General features: G+C 72.4%; 18 protein-coding genes and 2 pseudogenes. 10 read left to right on the top strand and 10 right to left on the bottom strand.

Features of this window, described 5'->3' with window-relative positions; translation table 11 throughout:
• Nucleotides 1-6: 6 nt before the first annotated feature.
• Nucleotides 7-771: a GOLPH3/VPS74 family protein gene (locus EKH77_RS14285; protein ID WP_126914758.1), complete on the bottom strand. Its 765-nt coding sequence runs from the start codon at nucleotides 769-771 to the stop codon at nucleotides 7-9.
• Entirely contained in the window at nucleotides 768-1,955 is a 1,188-nt protein-coding gene (locus EKH77_RS14280; protein ID WP_126914757.1) for a fumarylacetoacetate hydrolase family protein, read from the bottom strand. The genes EKH77_RS14285 and EKH77_RS14280 overlap by 4 nt, the downstream gene beginning before the upstream one ends.
• Nucleotides 1,956-2,194: 239 nt before the next feature.
• On the opposite strand from EKH77_RS14280, the gene EKH77_RS14275 reads away from it, so the two are divergent.
• The 6 genes from EKH77_RS14275 to EKH77_RS14250 all read left to right on the top strand — a co-directional run bounded on the left by EKH77_RS14275 (nucleotide 2,195) and on the right by EKH77_RS14250 (nucleotide 9,469).
• A complete protein-coding gene (locus EKH77_RS14275; protein ID WP_126914756.1) occupies nucleotides 2,195-3,487 on the top strand; it encodes an ATP-grasp domain-containing protein in 1,293 nt (430 codons plus the stop codon).
• Nucleotides 3,488-3,591: 104 nt separating this feature from the next.
• Nucleotides 3,592-4,815, top strand: coding sequence for an NAD(P)-binding domain-containing protein (locus EKH77_RS14270; RefSeq protein ID WP_126914755.1), 1,224 nt, complete (start codon nucleotides 3,592-3,594; stop codon nucleotides 4,813-4,815).
• A 235-nt stretch (nucleotides 4,816-5,050) separates the two neighbouring features.
• Nucleotides 5,051-6,064, top strand: a complete 1,014-nt coding sequence (locus EKH77_RS14265; RefSeq protein WP_126914754.1) for a polyprenyl synthetase family protein — start codon at nucleotides 5,051-5,053, stop codon at nucleotides 6,062-6,064.
• A gap of 162 nt (nucleotides 6,065-6,226) precedes the next feature.
• Complete coding sequence (locus tag EKH77_RS14260; protein ID WP_126914753.1) at nucleotides 6,227-7,528, top strand: LolA family protein; 1,302 nt, start codon at nucleotides 6,227-6,229, stop codon at nucleotides 7,526-7,528.
• Nucleotides 7,529-7,692: 164 nt separating this feature from the next.
• A complete protein-coding gene (locus EKH77_RS14255; RefSeq protein ID WP_240667354.1) occupies nucleotides 7,693-8,625 on the top strand; it encodes an ABC transporter ATP-binding protein in 933 nt (310 codons plus the stop codon).
• A complete protein-coding gene (locus EKH77_RS14250; RefSeq protein WP_126914751.1) occupies nucleotides 8,612-9,469 on the top strand; it encodes an ABC transporter permease in 858 nt (285 codons plus the stop codon). The genes EKH77_RS14255 and EKH77_RS14250 overlap by 14 nt, the downstream gene beginning before the upstream one ends.
• 111 nt (nucleotides 9,470-9,580) lie before the next feature.
• Here EKH77_RS14250 and EKH77_RS14245 read toward each other — a convergent pair whose 3' ends face one another.
• The 8 genes and pseudogenes from EKH77_RS14245 to EKH77_RS14210 all read right to left on the bottom strand — a co-directional run bounded on the left by EKH77_RS14245 (nucleotide 9,581) and on the right by EKH77_RS14210 (nucleotide 20,904).
• Nucleotides 9,581-10,936, bottom strand: a complete 1,356-nt coding sequence (locus tag EKH77_RS14245) for a M28 family metallopeptidase (RefSeq protein ID WP_397613308.1) — start codon at nucleotides 10,934-10,936, stop codon at nucleotides 9,581-9,583.
• 135 nt (nucleotides 10,937-11,071) lie between these two features.
• Nucleotides 11,072-12,076, bottom strand: coding sequence for an EamA family transporter RarD (gene rarD, locus EKH77_RS14240; RefSeq protein WP_240667353.1), 1,005 nt, complete (start codon nucleotides 12,074-12,076; stop codon nucleotides 11,072-11,074).
• 80 nt (nucleotides 12,077-12,156) lie between these two features.
• Nucleotides 12,157-14,127 (bottom strand): APC family permease, encoded by a 1,971-nt coding sequence (locus EKH77_RS14235; RefSeq protein ID WP_126914748.1) that lies wholly within the window; start codon nucleotides 14,125-14,127, stop codon nucleotides 12,157-12,159.
• 101 nt (nucleotides 14,128-14,228) lie between these two features.
• On the bottom strand, nucleotides 14,229-15,278 hold the full coding sequence (locus tag EKH77_RS14230) for a 2-oxoacid:ferredoxin oxidoreductase subunit beta (RefSeq protein ID WP_126914747.1): 1,050 nt from the start codon (nucleotides 15,276-15,278) through the stop codon (nucleotides 14,229-14,231).
• A complete protein-coding gene (locus EKH77_RS14225) occupies nucleotides 15,271-17,244 on the bottom strand; it encodes a 2-oxoacid:acceptor oxidoreductase subunit alpha (protein ID WP_126914746.1) in 1,974 nt (657 codons plus the stop codon). The genes EKH77_RS14230 and EKH77_RS14225 overlap by 8 nt, the downstream gene beginning before the upstream one ends.
• 169 nt (nucleotides 17,245-17,413) lie before the next feature.
• Complete coding sequence (locus tag EKH77_RS14220; protein WP_126918066.1) at nucleotides 17,414-18,073, bottom strand: response regulator transcription factor; 660 nt, start codon at nucleotides 18,071-18,073, stop codon at nucleotides 17,414-17,416.
• Nucleotides 18,074-18,213: 140 nt separating this feature from the next.
• On the bottom strand, nucleotides 18,214-19,551 hold the full coding sequence (locus EKH77_RS14215; RefSeq protein WP_126914745.1) for a sensor histidine kinase: 1,338 nt from the start codon (nucleotides 19,549-19,551) through the stop codon (nucleotides 18,214-18,216).
• A 124-nt stretch (nucleotides 19,552-19,675) separates the two neighbouring features.
• Nucleotides 19,676-20,904 (bottom strand): annotated as a pseudogene (locus tag EKH77_RS14210) (sensor histidine kinase).
• Between the two features lie 172 nt (nucleotides 20,905-21,076).
• On the opposite strand from EKH77_RS14210, the gene EKH77_RS14205 reads away from it, so the two are divergent.
• The 4 genes and pseudogenes from EKH77_RS14205 (at nucleotide 21,077) to EKH77_RS14190 (ending at nucleotide 24,495) form a co-directional block, all read left to right on the top strand.
• Nucleotides 21,077-21,493 (top strand): NADH-quinone oxidoreductase subunit A, encoded by a 417-nt coding sequence (locus tag EKH77_RS14205; RefSeq protein ID WP_126914744.1) that lies wholly within the window; start codon nucleotides 21,077-21,079, stop codon nucleotides 21,491-21,493.
• Nucleotides 21,484-22,106 (top strand): annotated as a pseudogene (locus EKH77_RS14200) (NADH-quinone oxidoreductase subunit B). The gene EKH77_RS14205 and the pseudogene EKH77_RS14200 overlap by 10 nt, the downstream one beginning before the upstream one ends.
• Nucleotides 22,103-23,530 carry an NADH-quinone oxidoreductase subunit C gene (locus EKH77_RS14195; protein ID WP_126914743.1) on the top strand — a complete coding sequence of 476 codons (1,428 nt, stop codon included), beginning with the start codon at nucleotides 22,103-22,105 and terminating at the stop codon, nucleotides 23,528-23,530. The pseudogene EKH77_RS14200 and the gene EKH77_RS14195 overlap by 4 nt, the downstream one beginning before the upstream one ends.
• A complete protein-coding gene (locus EKH77_RS14190; protein WP_126914742.1) occupies nucleotides 23,527-24,495 on the top strand; it encodes a complex I subunit 1/NuoH family protein in 969 nt (322 codons plus the stop codon). Before EKH77_RS14195 ends, EKH77_RS14190 begins: the two co-directional genes overlap by 4 nt.
• The last annotated feature ends 1 nt before the right edge of the window (nucleotide 24,496 follow it).

Here is a 24,496-nt window from a genome sequence, read left to right as displayed (position 1 = left end):
CGTTCGTCAGCCGCCTCCGCAGCCGCCCCCACCGCAGCCGCCACCGCCTCCGCAGCCGTGCCCGCCGGAGTGGCCACCCCCGTCGCCACCATCACTGCCGCCACTGCTGGAGGAGGAGTCCTCCGAGACGTTGCGGTACACGGCGTAGGCGGTCCACTCGTCGCGCATGTGGCGCCGCAGCTCCTTGCGGTCGGCCCGGCGGTCCCAGCCCGGGTAGAGGACCGTGCCGACACCGGTCGCGGACACCAGCCCGGCGAGCATCCGGTCCCGCCGGCCGGGGAAACCGGCCTCCCGGGCCCCGGCGAAGCGCTGCCGGGTGGCGGTGGTCAGATCGTTCGGCCCCACGGCGTAGCGCAGTTGCCGGACGACGGCGAACCGGTCCGGAGCCTTCGGGGTGAGGATCCCGCGCTCCACCAGTCCGACGATCCAGGGCTCCTCCACGTGCCGGGCGGCCGTCCGGACCCACCGGTGCGTCGAGGTGCCCAGCCGGAAGAGGCGCGAGCGGCCCTTCGCCCCGGGCTTGCCGAGCTCGGGCAGGCTCGCCAGCGGCAGGGCGAGCCGCTGGTCCGCCGGCGGGATGCCGGGCACCCTGACGGGTCCGCCGCGGTCCTCCGCCGCGAGCCCGCGCAGCTCCAGCTCGGCCAGGACCGCCCCGGCCAGGCCGTACGCCAGGTTCCGCGTGGCGCACAACCGCTTGCCGTCGGAGGGGGCGTGGGAGAGGAGTATCAGTTCCTCCGGCAGGGTGAGGCCGGAGGAGGGGGTGGTGCTCATGCGCCGGGCGCCGCCTCGCGCGCCGGGGTGATCCGCCCGGTGACCTCGCCCAGGCCGACGCGCGCGCCGTTCGCGCCGGGCGCCCACGCGGTGATGGTCACCACGTCGCCGTCCGCCAGCCAGGGGCCCTTGCCCTTGGTGAGCTCGAGCAGGCAGCCCAGCTGGTCCGGCTCGGGGCCGGAGACCGTGCCGGAGGCGTAGAAGTCGCCGGTGCGCAGCGAGGCGCCGTTGACCGTCATATGGGCCAGCTGCTGGGCGGCCGTCCAGTACATGGCGGAGAACGGCGGCCGGGAGACGAGCTCGTCGTTGATCCGCACCTCGATGCGCAGGTCGATGCCGCCGGGCTCGGCCGTCGCGTCGTCCAGGTAGGGGAGCAGCGGGTGGGTGCGCTCCGGCGCGGGCGTGCGCGCCGCGTCGAGGGCGTCCAGCGGGGTGATCCACGCGGAGACGGACGTGGCGAAGGACTTGCCGAGGAAGGGGCCCAGCGGCACGTACTCCCAGGCCTGGAGGTCGCGGGCCGACCAGTCGTTGACGAGGCAGACGCCGAACACGTGCTCGCGGAAGGCGCCGAGCGGCACGGGAGTGTTCTCGGGGGCGGGGGTGCCGACGACGAAGCCGACCTCGGCCTCGATGTCCAGGCGCAGGGAGGGGCCGAAGGTGGGGGTGGTGTCGGTGGGGGCCTTGCGCTGGCCCTGGGGGCGGACGACGTCGGTGCCCGAGACGACGATCGTGCCGGCGCGGCCGTGGTAACCGATCGGCAGGTGCTTCCAGTTCGGGGTGAGCGGCTCCGGCGCGTCGGGGCGGAAGATGCGGCCCACGTTGGAGGCGTGGTGCTCGCTGGCGTAGAAGTCGACGTAGTCGGCGACCTCGAAGGGCAGCCGCAGCGTGACCTCCGCCAGCGGGTGGAAGTACGGCCCGTCCAGCCAGCCGCGGATCTCCGCGCGCACGGCCTGCCAGGTGGGGCGGCCGGCGGCCAGCAGCGGGTTGAGCGTCGGCGCGGCGAGCAGCCCGGCGTGGGCGGAGCCGTGGTCGGCGGCGGCCGCGGCGGCGTCCAGGACGTACGCGCCGTAGCGCACGCCGATCCGGGGGCGGTCGGGAGCGTCCGCGGTGGTGAAGACGCCGTACGGGAGGGTGTCCGCGCCGAAGGGGTCGCCTTCGGGCAGCTCGGGGCGGTTCTGGGGCATGGGGACGCTGCCTCGCCTTCCGGTGAGCTCAGGGGGCCTGATGGGCCCGGTGACCTGATCCACACAGTACGGGCTGCGTCCATTTGGGCAAGAGGTGTCCGACAGGTGTCCGACCGCTGGCTAAAGGGAGGGCAATGTCCGGTAACTCCTTGCTGGAGACGTCGATTCCGAAGTAGCGTCCTAAGTCGGGTCACACACAGTGGGGGGCCGCTGAGGCTGGGTGGCCGAGGGGGGTGCTGGTGGCGAGCAGGATCGCGCCCGTGGCGGCGGACCGGTCCGTACCCGGGCTGATTGTGAAGATCGGCGACTATCCCCTGCACCATGGCGGCGTCGGCGCCATCCGCAGCCTCGGCAGGCTGGGCGTGCCGATGTACGCCGTCACCGAGGACAGATGGACCCCCGCCGCCCTCTCCCGCTATCTGCGCTCCGGTTTCGTCTGGCCGACGACCGGAACGGAGCGGGCGGAGGAGCTGGTGGCGGGCCTGCTGGGGATCGGCCGGCGGATCGGGCGCCCGGCCGTGCTGATCCCCACCGACGAGGAGGCGGCGGTCCTGATCGCCGAGCACGCCGAGTCGCTCGCGGGCCGTTTCCTCTTCCCGCCCGTGGAGCCCGCGCTGCCGCGCCGGCTGGCCAGCAAGCAGGGGCTGCACGAGCTGTGCGTGGAGCACGGGGTGCCCGCCCCGGCCACGTTGTTCCCCGCGTCGTTCGAGGAGATCGAGAAGTACGCCGCGATCGCCACGTACCCGGTCGTCGCCAAGAACCGCGAGGCGTTCGAGCGGCGGCGGCGCCCCGCGGTGCACGGCACCACCCGGATCGGCGGGCCCGGGGAGCTGCTGGAGCTGGCGCGCGGCTGGGGGCCCGCCCCGGGGGTGATCCTCCAGGAGTACCTGCCGCGCGAGGACGCCGAGGACTGGATCGTCCACGCCTACTTCGACGCCGAGTCCACCCCGCTGGCGATGTTCACGGGCGTGAAGGTGCGCTCCTGGCCGCCGCACGCGGGCATGACCGCCAACGCCTACGTCGTCGACAACCCGGAACTGGCGGCCATGGCGGCGCAGTTCATCAAGCAGATCGGCTTCTGCGGGATCATCGACCTGGACTGGCGCTTCGACCGGCGTGACGGCCGGTACAAGCTGCTGGACTTCAACCCCCGCATGGGCGCCCAGTTCCGCCTCTTCGAGAACGAGGCCGGCATCGACGTCGTCCGGGCCCAGCACCTGGACCTCACCGGCCGGGCCGTCCCGGAGGCCGAGCAGCTCACCGGCCGCCGTTTCATCGTGGAGAACATCGACCTGCCCGCCTTCGCCGCCTACCGGCGCAGCGGCTACACCACCCCGCACGCCCCCGCCCGGGCCAGCGGCACCGAGCTGGCGTGGGCCGCCCGTGACGACATGAAGCCCTTCTTCACCATGCTCGCCCGGTTCGTACGACCGGGCGCCCGGCATCTGTGGCAGCTGTGGCGCAGCCGGCGCCGCGCCGCTGCGGCTGCCTCGGCCGCTTCGGCGGCCTCGTCCGTCGAGCACCACCGATAACGAGCACCACCGGTACGAGCGTCACCGATAACGAGCACCACCGACAGCGCGACAACGCCCGTATTCGCCACGCCGAACACCCCGCGTGCCCTGGGAGGGGATCCGTGACACTTCCCGTAGCCGTCATCGGGGCCGGTCCGTACGGCCTCTCGACCGCAGCCCACCTCAAAGCGCGTGCCGTGCCGACACGCGTCTTCGGCTCGCCCATGGTGAGCTGGCGGGAGCACATGCCCGCCGGGATGCTGCTGAAATCCACTCCCGCCGCCTCCGACATCGACGCCCCCCAGCCCGGTCACACCCTTTTCGACTACTGCCAGGACGTCGGCGAGCGCCGCTTCGAGTCCGACTGGGACGCCATTCCGGTGGAGACCTTCGCCGGGTACGGGATGTGGTTCCAGCAGCGGCTGGTGCCCCAGCTGGAGCGTGAGCGGGTGGTCTCGGTCGACCGGCGCGGGCTCGGCGGCGGCTTCGAGCTGAAGCTGGACTCGGGCGAGCAGTTCACGGCGCGGGCCGTGGTCGTCGCCACGGGGCTGAGCGGGCTGGCCCAGCTGCCGCCCGAGCTCGCGGCGGCCGTCCCGGGCGGGCCCTCGGCGAGCGGGCCGGTCTCGCACAGCTCCCAGCACCGCGACCTCTCGCCGCTGGCGGGCAAGGACGTCGTGGTCGTGGGCGCCGGGCAGTCGGCGCTGGAGACCGCCGTGCTGCTGGCCGAGGCGGGCGCGGCGTCGGTACGGGTGCTGGCCCGGCGGCGGGGCGCGGTCCGCTTCGGCGCGGCGCCCGACGGGCAGTCGCTGTTCAAGCCCGACACCCCCTTCGGGCGGGCCTGGTCGCTGTACGCCTTCTCCTACTACGCGGACGGCTTCCGCCGGCTGCCCGCGCCCACCCGGCAGTACCTGGTGCGCCGGGTGCTGGGGCCGCTGGGCGCGTGGTGGCTGCGCGAGCGCTTCATCGGCCGGGTGCAGGTCACCGAGGGGAAGCGGATCGTCCGCGCCCGAGTGGAATCAGGCCGTCCAGTTCTTACGCTGACAGCGTCGGGCGACGGCCCCGACCGGGACGGCACCGAGAGTGAACTCCGCGCCGACCACGTCATCGCCGCCACCGGCTACCGGATGGATGTGGCGGCCATGGACTTCCTCGGCACCGGGCTGCGCACCCGCCTGGCGGTGAGCGCCGGGGGACCCCGGCTGATGGCCGGATATCGCTCCTCCGTACCCGGTCTGCACTTCACCGGCCTGCCCGCCGCCGCCAGCTACGGGCCCGTCATGCGCTTCGTCTGCGGCACCGAGTACGCCTCCCCCCGGCTGGCCAGGGCGGTGGCGGGGCTGGGGTGAGGGGCCGTGGTTCAGGGAGCCGCGCCTTTTTAGGGGGCTGTGTCTTTTAGGGGAGTGTGGCCGGAAAAAGGACAGTGGCCCCGGCGCTGCCGAACGGCAGCGCCGGGGCCACTGTCCTGCTGTGGTGGCTGAGGGTGCCCACGGTGATCGACAGCCGACCGGATACGCTGACTTTTGGTGAAGACAGCGACACATCGACAATCCCCGTGTTCGCAGGCAGACAGGAGTGACCCTCGTGACCGTCGTCGGGCCTTTCTTTGGGCTGAGCGTGCGGGACCAGGCTCTTGAAGCCGATGTCCAGGCCGGGTTGGCCGCTGTCGAGGAGGGCCTCATCGAGGCCACCAAGAGCGGCGTGCCCTTCATCACCGAGGCCGCCCAGCACCTGGTCAAGGCCGGAGGCAAGCGGTTCCGCCCCCTGCTGGTGTCGCTCGCCGCGCAGTTCGGCGACCCCTACGCCCCCGGCGTGGTGCCCTCGGCCGTCGTCGTCGAGCTCACCCACCTGGCCACCCTCTACCACGACGACGTCATGGACGAGGCCGATGTCCGCCGCGGCGTGCCCAGCGCCAATGTGAACTGGGGCAACTCGGTGGCCGTCCTCACCGGCGACTTCCTCTTCTCCCGCGCCTCCCGGATCCTCGCCGACCTCGGCCCCGAGGCCGTGCGCATCCAGGCCGAGGCGTTCGAGCGCCTGGTCACCGGCCAGATCCTGGAGACGGCCGGCCCCCAGAACGGCCGCGACCCCATCGACCACTACCTCGACGTCCTCGCCGGCAAGACCGGCTCGCTGGTCGCCGTCGCCGGCCGCTACGGCGCCATGATGTCCGGCGCCGACGAGCGCATCGTCGAGATCCTCACCCACTACGGCGAGCGCCTGGGCATCGCCTTCCAGCTCGCCGACGACGTGCTGGACATCGCCAGTGACTCCCACGAGTCCGGCAAGACCCCCGGCACCGACCTCCGCGAGGGCATCCCCACCCTGCCCGTCCTCCACCTGCGGGCCCGGGCCGCCGCCACCGGCGACCCCGAGGACCTGGAGCTGTGCCGGATGCTCGAGGGCGACCTCGACGACGACGCCCTCCACGCCGAGGTGCTCCGACGGCTGCGCGCCCACCCGGCGCTGGAGGAGGCCCGCCGGGACACCGTCCGCTACGCCGAGGAGGCACGCGCCACGCTGGCCCCGCTGCCCGCGTGCGCCGCGAAGACGGCGCTCGAGGAGCTGTGCGACGCGGTGGTCCACCGCGCGGGCTGACGACCGCGGCTGACGGCCCGACGGTCCCGGGAACTCCACCCCTCGGCCGGCGCGTCATACCCAAGGCGTATGAGCAGTTGATCCCGTCGGCTGACGACGGGAAGCCGCCACCCTGATGGAATCGAAGGGTAAGGCCGCTGCCGACGACGGAGGGTAGAGCACATGGCAGAGAACCAGCCGACACCAGAGGTCCAGGACTTCGAGGGCCCGGCCCGGCGCCGTCGCAAAGCCGTCCGCTACGCCGTGCCGGTCGCGGTGGCGGGCGTCGCGGCGGCCACGATCGGGATCGGGTCGGCGCTCGCCAGCACCGGTGACCCGGATCTGCCGAAGATCAGCGCGCAGGACCTCATAGCCAAGATGGCGCAGTCGGACACCCAGCGGATGTCCGGAAGCGTCAAGATCAACACCGATCTGGGCCTCCCCTCGCTCCCGTCGGGCCTCTCCTTCGGCGACGGGGACAAGAAGGGCGAGGGGAAGAAGGGCGGCGGCTCCGCGCCGTCCCCGCAGTCCAAGCTCACCGAGCTCGCCGCCGGTTCGCACACCCTGCGGCTGGCCGTGGACGGCCCCGACAAGCAGCGGGTGTCGATCGTCGAGCGCGCCGCCGAGTACAGCGTCGTCCGCAACGGCGACGAGGTGTGGGCGTACGACAGCTCCAGCAACACCGTCCACCACTCCAAGGCGCCGCGGGAGAGCGCGCACGGCAAGGCCGGCCAGGGCGGCAAGGACGACGCCCTGCCGAAGGACCTGAGCGGCGCCTCGCCGCAGGAGCTGGCCAAGAAGGTCCTCGCCGCCGCCGACGAGACCACGGCCGTCACCGTCGACGGCACGGCCAAGGTGGCCGGCCGGGACGCCTACCAGCTGCTGATCAAGCCCAAGGCGGACGACACGACGGTCGGCTCGATCCGGATCGCGGTCGACGCGAAGAACGGCGTGCCGCTGAAGTTCACCCTCGCGGCCAAGGGCGGCGGCAAGGCGGTCGTCGACGCGGCCTTCACCAAGGTCGACTTCGGCAAGCCGGGCGCCGGTACGTTCGACTTCACCCCGCCCAAGGGCGCCAAGGTGACCGAGGGCGGCGCGGAGAAGGCCGACGGCGGCCAGAAGGCCGACCGCGAGCACAAGGGCGGCCTGCCCGGGATGCTGGGTGTGCCCGGCACCGACGCGGCGGGCGCCGGCAAGTCGAAGGTCCTCGGCAAGGGCTGGAGCTCCATCGCCGAGTTCGACGCGGGCAAGGACGCCGGGTCCGCGCTGAACGGCAAGGGCGCCGGGAAGAAGAGCGCGGGCGGCAAGGGCGGCGCGGACGCGCAGGCCCTGCTGGACGGCTTCGGCACCAAGGTCTCGGGCGACTTCGGCTCCGGCCGCGTCTACAGCACCCGGATCGTCAACGCCCTGATGACGGACGACGGCAAGGTCTACGTCGGCGCGGTCACCAAGGACGCGCTGGTCAAGGCCGCGAACGCGAAGTAAGCAGGCTGCTGCCCCTGCCAAGGCCCGCAGGCGCCGGCGTGCACGGCGCCCCAGGGCCACCTGGTGGCGCCGGGCCGCACGCGAGAGGAGACACCGTGGAGGGCCGGTCCAAGCCGGGTTCGTGGCCTGGGGCCACGAGCGAGGGCGCCGCGGGGGAGGGCGCCGTGATCGAGACGGCCGCGCTGACGAAGCGCTTCGGCCGTCAGCTCGCCGTCGACCGGCTCGACCTCGTCGTGCCGCGCGGCAGCGTCTTCGGCTTCCTCGGTCCCAACGGTTCCGGGAAGACCACCACCATCCGGATGCTCATGGGCCTCATCGAGCCCACGTCCGGTGCCGCCCGGGTGCTCGGCCAGGAGATGCCGCGCGCCGGGCGGCGCGTCCTGCCCAGGGTGGGGGCCCTGATCGAGGGCCCCGCGCTCTACGGCTTCCTCTCCGGCCGCGACAACCTCCTGCGGTTCGACGCCGCCGACCCCACCGCCGACCCCCGCACCCGCGCCGCCCGCGTCGGCGCCGCGCTGGAACGGGTGGGGCTGACGAGCGCGGCGGGCAAGAAGGCCCGCGCCTACTCCCTCGGCATGAAGCAGCGGCTCGGCCTGGCCGCCGCCCTGCTCCGGCCGCGCGAGCTCCTCGTCCTGGACGAGCCCACCAACGGCCTCGACCCGCAGGGCATGCGCGAGATCCGCGCCCTGGTGCGCGGGCTGGCGGCGGAGGGCACCACGGTCTTCCTCTCCTCCCACCTCCTCGACGAGATCGAGCAGGTCTGCACCCACGCCGCCGTCATGGCGCAGGGCCGGCTCCTCACCCAGGGCACGGTCCGGGAGCTGGCCACCTCGGCCCGCGCCCGGCTGGCCGTCACCACTCCCGACACGGCGGAGGCCGTGCGGGTCCTCAAGGAGCACGGCGTGCACGACCTGACGGTCACCGACGACCGCGTCACCGGCGAACTCCCGCCCGGCGGCCCGGCCGCGGACCTCGCCGACCTCAACGCCGCGCTCGTCCGGGCGGATGTGCGCGTGCGGTCCTTCGGCACGGAGCGGGCCTCGCTGGAGGACGCGTTCGTCGCGCTGACGGGGGAGGGTTTCGATGTCGCGGGCTGAAGCGTGGACGCCGTCCCTTTCGCTGTTCCGCAGCGAGGCGACGACCACCTTCCGGCGCTGGCGCACGCTCGCCCTGCTGGGCGTGCTGGCGGCCGTGCCGGTCCTCGTCGGCATCGCGGTGCGGATCGAGACGGGCAGTGGCGGTGGTGGCGGGCGCGGCGACGGCGGTGGCGGTCCGGCGTTCATCGGGCAGGTCGCCGGGAACGGCCTCTTCCTCGTCTTCGCCTCACTCGCCGCGACCCTGCCGTTCTTCCTGCCGATGGCGATCGGGGTGATCGCGGGCGACTCCGTGGCGGGCGAGGCGTCGGCGGGCACGCTGCGCTATCTGCTGGTCGCCCCGGCCGGGCGGACCCGGCTGCTGCTCGCCAAGTTCACGACGACCGTCCTCTTCGCCTTCGCCGCCACGCTCGTCGTCGCCGTCTCGGCGCTGGCGGTGGGCGCGCTGCTCTTCCCGGTCGGCGAGGTGACGCTGATCAGCGGCACGACGGTGTCGTTCGGCGAGGGGCTGCTGCGCGCGCTGGCGATCGCCGGGGTGGTCGCCCTGTCGCTGACCGGGCTCGCGGCGCTGGGGCTGTTCGTCTCGACGCTCACCAACAGCGGGATCGCGGCGATGGCCACGACGGTGGGGCTGCTGATCACGGTGCAGATACTTGATCAGTTTCCGCAGTTGAGTGCGGTGCAGCCGTATCTTTTTCCGCACTACTGGTTGAGTTTTGCGGACCTGTTGAGGGATCCGCTCTACTGGGATCAGATTCTGCGGAATCTGGGGTTGCAGGCCCTTTACGCGGGGGTATTCGGCTCGGCGGCGTGGGCGCGTTTCACATCTCGGGACGTGACGGTGTAGTCCGCCCCAGCCCCGCCCTTTCACCGTTTCCCGGGGCTCCGCCCCGGACCCCGGTCCTCAAACGCCGGACGGGCTGATTTTGCTGCCGTCCGGCGTTCGAGTGCGGGTGTGTCAGAACGTGAGCTTCCAGCCCGCCACATACCCCTCGTCCTGGGCGGCGACGTCCTGGACGCGGAGTTTCCACGTGCCGTTCGCGGTCTCCGTCGAGGCGTTGACCGTGTAGGTGGTGCTGATGTCGGCCGCCGAGTCGTTCGGGTCGGCGGCCTTCAGGCGGTAGGTCTTGCCACTCGGGCCTACGAGGTCGACGTTCAGGTCGCCCCGGTAGGTGTGCTTGATGTCGACGCCGACCTTCAGCGCGCCGGGCGCGTTGCCGGTGACGCCGGAGACGGTGATCGGGGACTCCACGGCCGGGCCCGCGTCGGGGATGGCGACCTGGGACTTGCTCTCGAAGACGTTGCCGCTGGGCGGGGTGGTGGAGCCGCCGCTCAGGTTCCAGATGGCGTAGGCGATCGCGTCGCTGTTGTTGTCGAGCGCCGTGTCGTTGATGTTCGAGATCGAGTCGCAGGAGGCGTGGTAGCAGCGGTCGAACGCCAGGCCCGACGTGCCGCCCCACTTCTGGGCCTGCTCGGCGGTCTTGATGTAGTCCGCGCCGCTGAAGAGGCCGCCGACGGCTATCCCCGCGTTCTTGAAGGGCGCGTGGTCGGAGCGGCCGTCGCCCTCGGTCTCTATCTCGGTGGGGATGTTGCGGGTGGCGAAGAAGTCCTTGAAGACGCCTTCGAGCCGCGCGTCGTCGTCGTAGACGAAGTAGCCCGGGTTGGGCGAGCCGATCATGTCGAAGTTCAGATAGCCGTCGATCTTCGAGCGCTCGGCGGCGGGCAGGTTGTTGACGTAGTACTTCGACCCGACCATGCCCAGTTCCTCGGCTCCCCACCAGGCGAAGCGGAGGTGCTTGTCGGGCTTGTAGTTCTGTTTGGCGACGGTGAGGGCGACCTCGAGGATGCCCGCCGAGCCGGAACCGTTGTCGTTGATGCCGGGGCCCCGGGTGACGGAGTCGAGGTGGGCGCCGGCGAAGACGACGTGGCTCGCGTCGCCGCCCGGCCAGTCGGCGATGAGGTTGTAGCCGGTCGAGCCGGAAGAGGTGAACTGCTGGACGGTCGTGGTGAAGCCGGCCGCGTCCAGCTTGCCCTTCACATAGTCGAGGGACGCCTTGTAGCCGCTGCGGCCATGGGCGCGGTTGCCGCCGTTGGCGGTGGCGATCGACTGGAGCTGGTTCAGGTGGGCCTTGACGTTGGCCCCGGATATGTCCGGCGCCGCCACGGACTTGGCGGCGGTGCCCCGGCCGGCGGTCGCGGTGGTGGGAGCCGCGGTCGCCGGGACGGAGGAGATGCCCAGAAGGGCCGCCGTGACGGCCGCGCCCGAGGCGAGCAGGGCGGCGGTGGCGGTACGGGCTCTTCGGGGCGGGGTCAGGGCTGGTCCGTTGAGTGCAAGCATGGGGGGCTCCCAACTCTGTTTGACGTGGCCATGATGTTGAGGGCCCCCCGAAAGCGCGTCAAGAGCGTGTTTCGGACACCGATCACCGGTTTCCGGATATCGGTCGTCTGCTCAACCGCGCTGAGCTGTGGTTTCTGTGTCCTGAGAGGTCTCAGTGGCAATTGTGTTTTCTGTGTTGCCAGTTGTGACCACCCGCTCCTGGGCCGCCTTCAGCTCCATCCGGGACTGCCGCGCCGTGCGCAGCCCGTCCCAGGTGAGCACGGCCAGCGCGAGCCAGACCAGCGCGAAGCCCGCCCAGCGCTCCGCCGGCATCGCCTCGTGGAAGACGAGCAGCCCCAGGGCGAACTGGAAGACCGGCGCGAGGTACTGGAGCATCCCGAGCACCGACAGCGGCAGCCGTACCGCCGCCGCGCCGAAGGAGACCAGCGGGATCGCGGTGATCACACCGGTGCCCAGCAGGAGCAGGGTGTGCCCGCCGCCCTCGGAAGCGAAGGTCGACTTCCCCTGGGCGCCGAGCACGATCAGCACCACGAGCGCCGGCAGGAACTGCACGGCCGTCTCGACGGCCATCGACTCCAGGCCGCCCAGCCCCACCTTCTTCTTCACCAGGCTGTAGGTGCTGAACGTCGCCGCGATGGTGAGCGCCACCCACGGCGGCTTGCCGTAGCCCACGGCCAGCACGATCACGGCCGCGACGCCCACGCCGACCGCCGCCCACTGCGCCGGGCGCAGCCGCTCCCGCAGCACGAGGACGCCCAGGCCGATGGTGGCGAGGGGGTTGATGAAGTACCCCAGCGAGGTCTCCACTACGTGGCCGGAGTTCACGGCCCAGATGTAGACCCACCAGTTCACGGAGATGACGGCCGCGCCCACCGCCGCCATCGCCAGTCGTTTGGGCTGCCGCAGCAGCGGGCGTATCCAGCCCCAGCGCCGGGTCAGGGCCAGTACGGCCGCGACCGTGACCAGCGACCACACCATGCGGTGGGCGAGGATCTCGACCGCCCCGGTGGGCTCCAGCAGCGGCCAGTACAGGGGGAACAGCCCCCAGATGCCATAGGCGGCCACCCCGTAGAGCAGCCCTGCGCGGGATTCCTGGGGTGATGGCTCGGGTGACACGGGGTCCCTCCCTGGGGTGCGGCGACGGCGACCTAGCGACGGTAGACCCCGGCGCGCGGGACTGTCATGCCCGTATCGCATTACGGTCGTGGTGCGCCCCCCGCGCGGACACGTTGCATCGCGGTGGTGACATGGAAGGGCAGGATCGTCACCGCGACGTTCGGCAGCTGCTCCAGAACCCGGGCCATCTCCTCCGCCGTGCCCCGGTGCAGCAGCCGTCCCAGCGGGGAGGAGTAGGTGCGGCGGGGGATGAGCAGGGTCAGCGCTGTCGTGCCGTCGGCCGTCGTCCGGGCGGCGAGTCCGGCCACGGCGTGCCGCAGCCGCCGGTCGGGGCAGTCCACGAGCTCCAGCGGGACGGTCGTGCCGGACGAACGATCCCAGCGGGCCACCAGCCGCCGCGCCCGGGGCTCGTCGATGACGAAGTGGAGGGCGCGCACCTCGTTGGGGCGCAGCTCGTGGGCGTACTGCAGGGCCTTGATCGTGGCCAGGTCGAGGCTGTCGACGAGGACGTGCACGACGTGCCGCCGCCAGTGGGGGCGGTCCGAGACGAACGCGGGGACGTTCTCCAGGGCGGCGGCCTCCTCCCGGTACTGGCGGTTGATCCGGATCAGCGCCCACACCCCGAGCGGGAAGACCACCACGACCAGCCAGGCGCCCTCGGTGAACTTGGTGATCGCGAAGATCACGACGACGAGGGCGGAGACCACCGCCGCGGCGAGGTTCGTCGCCGTCTTCCAGAGGGACTCGCGGCGCCGCCAGTAGTGGGCCGTCATCCCGGCGCCCGCCATCGTGAAGCCGGTGAAGACGCCGATGGCGTACAGCGCGACGAGCTTGTCGACGCTGGCGCGCGTCACCAGCAGCAGCGCCAGGGAGACGACGGTGAGGCAGATGATCCCGTTGGAGAAGGCGAGCCGGTGCCCGCGCCGCGTCAGCTGCCGGGGCAGGAAGCGGTCCTCGGCGACGAAGCTGGCGAGGAAGGGGAAGCCGGTGAAGGGCGTGTTGGCGCCCGTGTAGAGGATCAGCGCGGTGGCGAGCTGGACGTAGACGAGCCCGGCGGTGCCCGCCCAGCCGCCGCCGAAGACCAGGCGGGCCTCCTGGGCGAGGACGGTGGGGTTGCCGTCGGTGTAGGGGACGGCGTGGGTGAAGTGGGCGAGCGCGGAGACGCCGAAGACCATGACGCCCAGGACGCAGCTCATCGCGGTGAGCGTCCGCCGGGCGTTGACGCCCTGGGGGCGGCGGAAGGCGGAGACGCCGTTGGAGATGGCCTCCAGGCCGGTCAGGGAGGAGCCGCCGTTGGCGAAGGCGCGCAGCACCATGAAGAGCGACGCCCCGTACAGCCAGCCGTGCCCGCTCTCGCCCAGCGGGACCGCGCCGTGGGCCCGTACGTCCGCGTGCGGCAGCCCGCCGTCCAGCGCCCGCAGCAGCCCCACCACCAGCAGGGCCGCCACGGCGAGCATGAAGAGGTACGCGGGCGTGGCGAACGCCCGCCCCGCCTCCCGCACCCCGCGCAGATTCCCGTACATCAGCAGCACCACCACTCCCGCCGTGATGGGGAGCTTGAGGTGGTCGATGCCGGTGTAGCCGTCACCGGTGAGGTGGGCGAGGGAGATGAGGGCGTCGGTGCCGGCGGAGGTCTGCACGGCGACGGTGACGATGTAGTCGACGAGCAGCGCCACGGCCGCGATCTGCGCGACGCGCGGCCCGAAGTTCTCGCGCGCGACGACGTACGAGCCGCCCGCGCGGGTGTAGACGGAGACGACGTCGCGGTAGGAGAGCGTCAGGAGCAGCAGCACCAGCAGGATCGCGCCGGTCACGGGCATGAGCAGCGTGAACGCGGCGACACCGGCGACGGGGACGAGGATGCGCAGCATCTCCTCGGTGCCGTACGCGGTCGACGAGATGCAGTCGGAGGCGAGGACGCCGAGCGCCATCGGGTTGGACAGCTTCTCCTGCGAGAGCCGCTCGGTGACCAGCGGCGGACCGAGGAGCGCGCGTTTCAGTCGGTAGGCGAGGCGGTCGCGGACGACGGGTTCGGGCTCGAGCTCGGCCATGTTCATATGAGAGCGGCTGCCCAGCCGCCGGGGCGTCAGACGCCCCGCCGGACGGGCCGAAAACAGCCCGTCCGGCGTTTCGCACGACCGTTTCGCGCGACCTACCCGACCACCGTCCAGGTGTCGTTCCCGCCGAGCAGGCCGGCCAGGTCGCCCTTGCCCTTCTGTTCGACGGCGGTCTCCAGCTGCTCGGCCATCAGCGTGTCGTAGACCGGCCGGTCGACGCTGCGGAAGACGCCGATCGGTGTGTGGTGCAGCGTGTCGGGGTCGGCGAGGCGCGAGAGCGCGAAGGCCGTGGTCGGGGACGCGCTGTGCGCGTCGTGGACCAGGATGGACGCCTCGTTCTCCGGCGTCACCGCGACGACCTTCAGATCGCCCGTCGCCGGATCCCGGACCACGCCCTTCTCGCCGTCCACGCCGAAGCGGATGGGCGCGCCGTGTTCGAGGCGGATGACGGCTTCCTCGGCCTGCTGCTTGTCTTTCAGGACGTCGAAGGCGCCGTCGTTGAAGATGTTGCAGTTCTGGTAGATCTCCACGAGCGCCGTGCCCGGATGGTCGGCGGCCTGCCGCAGGACCTCCGTGAGGTGCTTGCGGTCGGAGTCGACCGTGCGGGCGACGAAGGACGCCTCCGCGCCGAGCGCCAGCGACACGGGGTTGAAGGGCGCGTCCAGGGAGCCCATGGGCGTGGACTTGGTGATCTTGCCGACCTCGGAGGTCGGGCTGTACTGGCCCTTGGTCAGCCCGTAGATCCGGTTGTTGAACAGCAGGATCTTCAGGTTGACGTTCCGCCGCAGGGCGTGGATCAGGTGGTTGCCGCCGATGGACAGCGCGTCGCCGTCGCCCGTGACGACCCACACCGACAGATCGCGGCGCGAGGTGGCCAGGCCCGTGGCGATGGCCGGGGCGCGGCCGTGGATGGAGTGCATCCCGTAGGTGTTCATGTAGTACGGGAAGCGGGAGGAGCAGCCGATTCCGGAGACGAAGACGATGTTCTCCTTCGCCAGCCCGAGCTCGGGCATGAAGCCCTGGACGGCGGCGAGGATGGCGTAGTCACCGCAGCCGGGGCACCAGCGCACCTCCTGGTCGGACTTGAAGTCCTTCATCGTCTGCCGGGCTTCGGCCTTGGGCACCAGCTTCAGCGCCTCAGTCATCGATGGCCTCCTTGAGCACGGTGGCGAGCTGCTCGGCCTTGAACGGCATTCCGCTCACCTGGGTGTACGAGCGGATGTCGACGAGGTACCTCGCCCGCAGCAGCGTGGCGAGCTGACCGAGGTTCATCTCCGGTACGACCACCTTCTCGTAACGCCCGAGGACCTCGCCGAGATTCCCGGGGAAGGGGTTGAGGTGGCGCAGATGGGCCTGGGCCACCGCGCCCCCGCCCGCCCGTACGCGCCGTACGGCCGCCGTGATCGGGCCGTAGGTCGAGCCCCAGCCGAGGACCAGCGTGCGGGCCTCGCCCGACGGGTCGTCCACCTCGATGTCGGGGACGTCGACGCCGTCGACCTTGGCCTGGCGGGTGCGGACCATGAAGTCGTGGTTGGCCGGGTCGTAGGAGATGTTGCCCGTGCCGTCCTGCTTCTCGATGCCGCCGATGCGGTGCTCCAGGCCCGGGGTGCCCGGGACGGCCCAGGGGCGGGCCAGGGTGTGCGGGTCGCGCTTGTAGGGCCAGAACACCTCGGTGCCGTCGGCCAGCTCGTGGTTGGGCCCGGAGGCGAACTGCACCCGCAGGTCGGGCAGCTCGTCCGGCTCGGGGACCCGCCAGGGCTCGGAGCCGTTGGCCAGATAGCCGTCGCTCAGCAGGAACACCGGCGTCCGGTAGGCGAGCGCGATGCGGGCCGCGTCCAGGGCGGCGGCGAAGCAGTCGCCGGGCGTCCGGGGGGCCACGATCGGCACGGGGGCCTCGCCGTTGCGCCCGTACATCGCCTGCAGCAGATCGGCCTGCTCGGTCTTGGTGGGCAGCCCCGTGGAGGGGCCGCCGCGCTGGATGTCGACGATCAGCAGCGGCAGTTCGAGCGAGACGGCCAGACCGATCGTCTCCGACTTCAGGGCCACACCCGGGCCGGAGGTGGTGGTCACGGCGAGCGCGCCGCCGAACGCCGCGCCCAGCGCCGCGCCGATCCCGGCGATCTCGTCCTCGGCCTGGAAGGTGCGCACGCCGAAGTTCTTGTGCTTCGACAGCTCGTGGAGGATGTCCGAGGCCGGGGTGATCGGGTACGAGCCCAGGTAGAGCGGCAGGTCCGCCTGACGGGCCGCGGCGATCAGACCGTAGGACAGCGCGAGGTTGCCGGAGATGTTGCGGTAGGTGCCCGGCGGGAAGGCCGCCGTGGCGGGCGCGACCTCGTAGGAGACCGCGAAGTCCTCCGTCGTCTCACCGAAGTTCCAGCCCGCCCGGAACGCGGTGACGTTCGCCTCCGCGATCTGAGGCTTCCTGGCGAACTTCTTCCGCAGGAACGCCTCGGTGCTCTCCGTCGGCCGGTGGTACATCCACGACAACAGGCCGAGCGCGAACATGTTCTTGCTGCGCTCCGCCTCCTTGCGGGAGAGGCCGTACTCCTTGAGCGCCTCGATGGTCAGCGTCGTCAGCGGCACCGGATGGACGTTGTAGGCGTCCAGCGAGCCGTCCTCGAGCGGGTTGCTGTCGTAACCCACCTTCGCCATGGGGCGCTTGGTGAACTCGTCCGTGTTGACGATGATCTCCGCGCCGTGGGGCACGTCCGCGATGTTGGCCTTCAGCGCGGCCGGGTTCATCGCGACCAGGACGTTCGGCGCGTCACCGGGGGTGAGGATGTCGTGGTCGGCGAAGTGCAGCTGGAACGAGGACACGCCCGGAAGGGTGCCGGCGGGGGCCCGGATCTCGGCGGGGAAGTTCGGCAGGGTGGAAAGGTCGTTGCCGAACGACGCCGTCTCCGAGGTGAACCGGTCCCCGGTGAGCTGCATGCCGTCACCCGAGTCACCCGCGAACCGGATGATCACCCGGTCCAGCCGGCGTACTTCCTTGGCGCCGTCCGGGCCTTCGGTCGGGCCGCGCTGTCCGGCGAGGCGTTCACGGGCGTCGGCCTCGCCGCCCGGACCGTCTGATGCGGCCTCTTCGGCCGGGCTGCTGACCTGGCTGGTCACTGCTTCGGACCTCCCTCGTGGCGGCGCCGGCCGGACGATGGCGCCGACCGGCGATCCCACGGCCATCGTACGTGGGCAAGGGCAGCCTTCCCCGAGGGGATCAACGAATCAACAGCGGACGGTAACGCTCCGGTAGATCCGCTCGCCGTTCCCCGGGCCCTTCGGACTGTCAGGACCGCAGGTACGTGAGGACCGCCAGCACCCGGCGGTGGTCGCCCTCGCTCGGGGAGAGGCCCAGCTTCAGGAAGATGTTGCTGACGTGCTTCTCCACCGCGCCGTCGCTGACCACGAGCTGCTTGGCGATGGCCGAGTTCGTCCGGCCCTCGGCCATCAGGCCGAGGACCTCCCGCTCGCGCGGGGTGAGCCCGGCGAGCACGTCCTGCTTGCGGCTGCGGCCCAGCAGCTGGGCGACGACCTCGGGGTCCAGCGCGGTCCCGCCACGCGCGACACGGACGACCGCGTCCACGAACTCGCGGACCTCGGCGACCCGGTCCTTCAGCAGATAGCCGACGCCCCGCGTGCTGCCGGCCAGCAGCTCGGTGGCGTACTGCTCCTCGACGTACTGCGAGAAGACCAGCACCCCCAGCTCCGGGTGGTCGCGGCGCAGCCGCACCGCCGCGCGGACGCCCTCGTCGGTGTGGGTCGGGGGCATCCGGACGTCCGCGACGACCACATCGGGGAGGGCGTCGGCGGCGGAGAGCTCGGCGATCGTCTTCAGCAGCCCCTCCGCGTCGCCCACGCCCGCCACGACGTCGTGCCCCAGATCGGTGAGCAGCCGGGTCAGGCCCTCCCTGAGCAGCACCGAGTCCTCGGCGATGACCACCCGCACCCTGTCGTCCGCGATCACGTTTTCTCCTGCCCCCTGGCGTTGCTGCCGACGTGGTTCGTACTGCGTCAGCATCGCAGCATCCGGGGGCGGAGCGTGCGGCGCGCGGCCGGGGCGGCCGACGCGGGGTGCGCGCCGGGGCGCTAGCCCCGGGCGCGCCAGGGGAGCTCGGCGGTGACGGTCGTGGGGCCGCCGACGGGCGAGTCGACGACCAGGAGCCCGTCCACCGAGCCCAGCCGCTCGGCGAGCCCCGCCAGGCCGCTGCCGCTCGTGGTCCCGGCGCCGCCGCGCCCGTCGTCCCCGACCCGCAGCATCAGCCGGTCGCCCGAGCGCCAGACGTCCACCTGGGCGGAGCGCGCCCGGCTGTGCTTGCTCACGTTCTGGAGGAGCTCGGAGACGGTGAAGTAGGCGATGCCCTCGATGGCGGGCGCCGGACGGGAGTCCAGGTCCACCTCGGTCGCCACCGGCACGGTGCAGCGGCCGGCCAGCGAGGCGAGCGCGGGGCCGAGGCCGCGGTCGGTGAGGATCGCGGGGTGGATGCCGCGGGCGAGGTCGCGCAGCTCCTGGAGGGCGAGCTTCACCTCGCCGTGGGCCTCGTCGACCATGCGGGCGGCCTTCTCCGGGTCCCGTTCCACCAGCTCCTTCGCCAGGCCCAGCTCCATGGCGAGGGAGACGAGCCGGGCCTGGGCGCCGTCGTGGAGGTCGCGCTCGATGCGGCGGAGGTCGGCGGAGGCGGTGTCCACGACCACGCCCCGGTCCTCCTCCAGCTCCCAGACGCGCTCCGCCAGCCGCGACGGACCCAGCAGCCCGCGCACCAGCAGCCGGTCCACGTGCGCCAGGCCCCGGATCACCCACGGCGTGAACAGCACGAGGAGAAGGCCGATGGCGCAGACGAGGGCGATCTCGAAGGGGCTGTCGAGGTAGAAGGCCCGGCCGTCGGAATCGCCGTAGAGCTGGATACCCGGCTGGTGCGCGTATGTCGGCTGCGTCCACTGCCAGGCCGGGTACAGGAAGAGGACCCAGCTGACCGACCACAGCACCAGCGACAGGACGAACGTGAACAGCGCCCACGGGAAGTGCACGACCGCGTAGAGCAGGTGGCGCCAGGACGTACCGCTCTTGAGCAGTGCGCCCACCCACGCCATCGGGCCGGCGCCGCGTCCGTCGCGTCGCCGGACCCGGACCCGGACCGGCTCGGGCTCGGCGATCTCCAGCCGCAGCAGCCCCCGGGCCCGCGCCCGCTCCAGGACGCCCAGCCCGCGCGCGGCGGCGAGGGTGGCGGCCAGCAGCGGCACCCCGACGAAGGTGACCAGCGTGCCGACGCTCGCCGCGGTCAGGGTGACGGCGAGCGCGAAGGCGACGATCGCTATGGGAAGGCTTGTCAGCAGGTGGAGGAACTCCCGCCAGGTGCGGCCCTCCAGCGGGGCGCGCAGCACGGCGGGGACCCGGTGGGGTCGTCCGGTCGCGTGGTCGATGGCCATGTCGTCCTGTCCTCGTGCTGGTTTCGTGAGCCTGTGTCCTGTCCCGTCCAGGCTCTCCCGGCGGGCGGCCGGGGACCATGAGGCGGGTGGGTGTCCTCGGGGTGGGGAAAGCCCCACCCCCCGGCTAGGGACGGCCGCCGGGACGGTCGCCCGTGCCACCGTCCGTACGGCTCCGCCAGGGCAGCTCGGCCGTGACGACCGTCGGGCCGCCGGCGGGGGAGTCCACGACGAACAGCCCGTCCACCGAGCCCAGCCGCTCGGCGAGCCCGGCCAGCCCGCTGCCCCGGGCGGTCGAGGCGCCGCCCCGCCCGTCGTCGCAGACCCGGATCAGCAGCCGGTCCGCCGCGCGCCACAGCTCGACCTCCGCCGTCCGGGCCCCGCTGTGCTTGCTGATGTTCTGCAGCAGCTCGGAGACGGTGAAGTAGGCGATGCCCTCGATCGCGGGCGCCGGACGGGACTCCAGGTCCACGGCCACGTTCACCGGCACCGTGCAGCGCCCGGCCACCGACGTCAGCGCCGGACCCAGGCCGCGGTCGGTGAGGATCGCGGGGTGGATGCCGCGCGCGAGGTCGCGCAGCTCCTGGAGGGCGAGCTTCACCTCGCCGTGCGCCTCGTCGACCATCCGCGCGCCCGCCTCCGGGTCCTCCAGCAGCCGCTCCTTCGCCAGGCCGAGCCCCATGGCCAGGGCGACGAGACGGGCCTGGGCGCCGTCGTGGAGATCGCGCTCGATACGGCGGAGGTCGGCGGCGGCCGTGTCCACGACCACGCCCCGGTCCTCCTCCAGCTCGGCGATCCGCCGCTCCAGCTCGCTCGACGGCGACAGCAGCCCGCGCACCATCGCCCGGTCCACATTGGTCAGCCCCCGCGCGATGTGCCCAGCACCGGCCACGCGACGAACAGGGACGTCAGCGCGATGGCGAACGTGAGAACACCCCATGGCAGTCGTATGAACGCGTACAGCGTGCTCCGCCAGGCCACCGGATCCTTCAGCGTCATCCACATCCGGCTGAGGAAACCGCGGGCACGGTGCCGGGGGAGCGGGCTCGGCTCGTCGATCCGCACGCCCAGCAGCACCCGCGCCCGCCACCGCTCGGCCCTGCCCAGCACCCGCGCGCCCATCAGGCCGGCCGCCAGCAGCGGCAGCCCGACGACCGTCACCGACAGCAGCGCGCCCGCGTAGAGCCACAGGGAGACGTAGACGAAGCCGAGGATCCCCTCCAGCAGATTGAGGTGGAGGTGCGCGACCTCCTTCCACGTCGCGGAGCCGAAGGCGAAGCGCGCGGGAGGCAGCCGGTCGTCGTCCTCGGCGGCGACCGGGACGGCGTGGGAACGGGTGTGGATACGGGCGGTCATACGGCAAGCGTGCCCTGGTCAGGACCGCTGCCGCCATGGGGGCCGTGGGTGCCGTGGGGTGGGGATAACCCCACCCCACGCCCGCCGGGGCGGATCGTCCCGGGCGCCACAGGGCCTAGACTCGCGTGCGTACAGATCGTCGAACAAACAGGACAGGGAGCGAGGGGCGGACGTGCCGGAGGCGACCGTGCGCACCAGTGGCGCCGATGTCCAGCTCGCGGCGGACTACTTCCACGCCTATTCGGTCGTCGGACTGCTCGCCGTCATCGGCGTGCTCTTCGTGGCCGTGGCCTTCGGGGCCGGACGGCTGCTGCGACCGGTGGTGCCGACGCCCGAGAAGCTGCTCACGTACGAGTGCGGCGTGGACCCCGTCGGCGAGGGCTGGGCGCACACACAGGTCCGCTACTACGTCTATGCGTTCCTGTACGTGATCTTCGCGGTGGACTCGATCTTCCTGTTCCCCTGGGCCACGGTGTTCGCCGCGCCGGGCTTCGGCGGGGCGACGCTCGTGGAGATGTTCGTCTTCCTCGGCTTCCTCGCCGTGGGCCTGTTGTACGCATGGAAGAAGGGCGTCCTGGAATGGACGTGACACCCCCGGTCGACCTGCCCGAGCCCCGCCGGCTCGGCCCGCTGGCGCGCCTGGCCCCGAGCCCATGAAGGTCGTCCTGAACTGGGGCCGCCGCTACAGCCTGTGGGTCTTCAACTTCGGGCTCGCCTGCTGCGCGATCGAGTTCATCGCGGCGTCCATGGCGCGGCACGACTTCATCCGCCTGGGCGTGATCCCCTTCGCGCCCGGCCCGCGCCAGGCCGACCTCATGATCGTCTCGGGCACGGTCACGGACAAGATGGCCCCGGCCGTGAAGCGGCTGTACGAGCAGATGCCCGAGCCCAAGTACGTGATCTCCTTCGGCGCCTGCTCCAACTGCGGCGGGCCCTACTGGGACTCGTACTCGGTGACCAAGGGCGTCGACCAGATCATCCCCGTGGACGTGTACGTGCCGGGCTGCCCGCCGCGGCCGGAGGCGCTGCTCCAGGGGATCATCAAGCTCCAGGAGAAGATCGCCAAGGAGTCGCTGGACGAGCGCTACGCCTCCGGCGGGGGGCGGGCGTCCACGGCGGCCCTGCGCAGCGGCCTGGTGACCCCGCCGCCGCCCCCTCCCGCGGGGGCTGCCGCGTCGGCTTCCGAGGAGACGGACCGATGACCGAGCCCGTTGCCTGGCTCCCGGGTGCCGTGACGGACCTCTTCGGCGCGGACGCGACCGCCGAGGAGGCGTACGACCTGCTGACGGTCGACGTCCCGGCGGGGGAGTGGCTGACCGCGCTGCGGACCGCGCGCGACCAGCTCGGCTGCACGTTCTTCGACTGGCTGAGCGCCGTCGACGAGCCCGGCACGGGCTTCCGCGTCTGCGCGCACGTGGCGGCGCTGCCGCAGGGCGCGGGCGGTACGACGCGCCGGCTGCTCCTGCGCACGACCGTGCCGCACGAGGCCCCCGCGCTGCCCAGCGCGGTGGGCGTCTACGCGGGCGCGGCGTGGCACGAGCGCGAGACCCACGAGATGTTCGGCATCGACTTCCCGGGCCACCCCCACCTCGTGCCGCTCCTGTTGCCCGAGGGCTTCGAGGGCCACCCGCTGCGCAAGGACTTCGTCCTCGCGGCCCGCGTGGTGAAGGCATGGCCGGGCGCGAAGGAGCCCGGCGAGGCGGCGGAAGGCGGCCCCAAGCGCCGTCAGATGCTTCCCCCTGGAGTCCCCGACCCCAACGAATGGGGCCCCCTCAAGGGCCAGCTCCCCCCGGCCCCCGCCCGCCCGGCCCGCACCCCTCGCGCGGCAGCCGCCGGGGCGGGCGCGGGCGCGGAGCGCCCGGTCCGCCGCGCGCGGAGCGTGGCGGAGGGCTCGGCGAGCCAGGCGGGTGCGGAGGCCGCGCCTCGGCGTACCCGCAGCGTGGCGGACGGCTCGGCGAGCCAGGCCGCCGAGGGCGCGGCCCCGGCCCCGCGCCGCGCGCGGAGCGCGGCCGAAGGCTCGGCGAGCCAGGCGGGGGGCGCGGAGGCTGCGCCCCGTCGTACCCGTAGCGCTGCCGACGGTTCGGCGAGCCAGGCGGGTGCGGAGGCGGCACCTCGCCGTACGCGCAGCGCCGCCGACGGTTCCGCGAGCCAGCAGCAGGACGCCGCCGGTGAGCCCACCCGCCCCCGCCCGGCCCCCCGCTCCTCGGATGCCCCCTGGCACCACGCCCGCCCGGCCTTCGACGAAGCGCCGACGGACACCACGGCCCCGGAATCCCCGGCCGAGCCCGCCGCGGGCGAACCCCGCCGCGACGGCGCTCAGCCAGAGGACCGCAGCCCGGCGGTGCCGAACGCACCGGCACCCGAAGCCGAGGCACCGGCCCGCACGGGCAAGCCCGCACCCGGAGCCCCCGGCACGGACGAGCCCGCCGCAGGCGAACCCGGCACGGGCAAGCCCGCACCCGGTGAGCCCGCCGCAGGCGAACCCCGCACGGACGAGGCCGCACGCCCCGCTGAGCCCGCCGCAGGTGAACCCCGTACAGGCGAGCCCGTCACCCGGAAGCCCGCCGCAGGCGAATCGCGCGGGCCCGAGAACGATCAGAACCCCGCCGGAGGCGACCCCGCATGAGCAGCGACACTCTCGACGTCGTGCTGCGTCTCCTCGCCGTCTTCGTCTGCTTCGTCGTGCTGCCCCTGGTCATCGGTCAGACCGAGCACAAGGTGATGGCCCACATGCAGGGCCGCCTCGGCCCCATGTACGCCGGTGGTTTCCACGGCTGGGCGCAGCTCGTCGCGGACGGGGTGAAGTTCGCGCAGAAGGAGGACGTCGTCCCGGCCGACGCGGACCGGCGGATCTTCCAGCTCGCGCCCGCCGTGGCGCTGCTGCCGTACCTCCTCGTGCTGCTCGCGATCCCGGTCGGTCCGGGCAACGCCGTCGGGCAGGCCGTCGACGCGGGCATCTTCTTCGTGCTCGCCGTGATGGGCGTCGGCGTCCTGGGGTCGCTGATGGCCGGCTGGGCGTCGGCCAACAAGTTCTCGCTGCTCGGGGGCCTGCGCACCGCCGCGCAGCTGCTCGCGTACGAGCTGCCGATGCTCCTCGCGGCGGCGTCCGTCGCCATGGCGGCGGGCACCGTGTCGCTGCCGGGGATCGTCGACGCCTTCCACTGGTGGTGGGTGCCGTGGCAGATCGTCGGCGGCGTCGTGTTCTTCACGGCCGGCCTGGCCGAGCTCCAGCGTCCGCCGTTCGACATGCCGGTCGCCGACTCGGAGATCATCTTCGGTGCGTACACCGAGTACACCGGTCTGCGGTTCGCGATGTTCCTGCTCGCCGAGTACGCGGGCATCGTCGTGCTGTGCGGTCTAACGACCGTGCTGTTCCTCGGCGGCTGGCACGGCCCGTTCGGGGCCGACGGCCTGGGCTGGCTGTGGACGCTGATCAAGACCCTCGTCCTCGCCTTCGTCGTGATCTGGCTCCGCGTGACCTATCCGCGGTTGCGCGAGGACCAGCTCCAGAAGCTGGCCTGGACCGTCCTCATCCCGCTCGCCCTCGCGCAGATCGCCCTCACCGGCGTCGTCAAGGTGGTGATCCAGTAAC

Origin of the sequence: Streptomyces luteoverticillatus (genome assembly GCF_003970715.1) — a bacterium.
GTDB lineage: Bacteria > Actinomycetota > Actinomycetes > Streptomycetales > Streptomycetaceae > Streptomyces > Streptomyces abikoensis.
The sequence above is the reverse complement of the archived record's forward strand: the minus strand, read 5'-3'. Positions and strand labels throughout refer to the sequence as shown.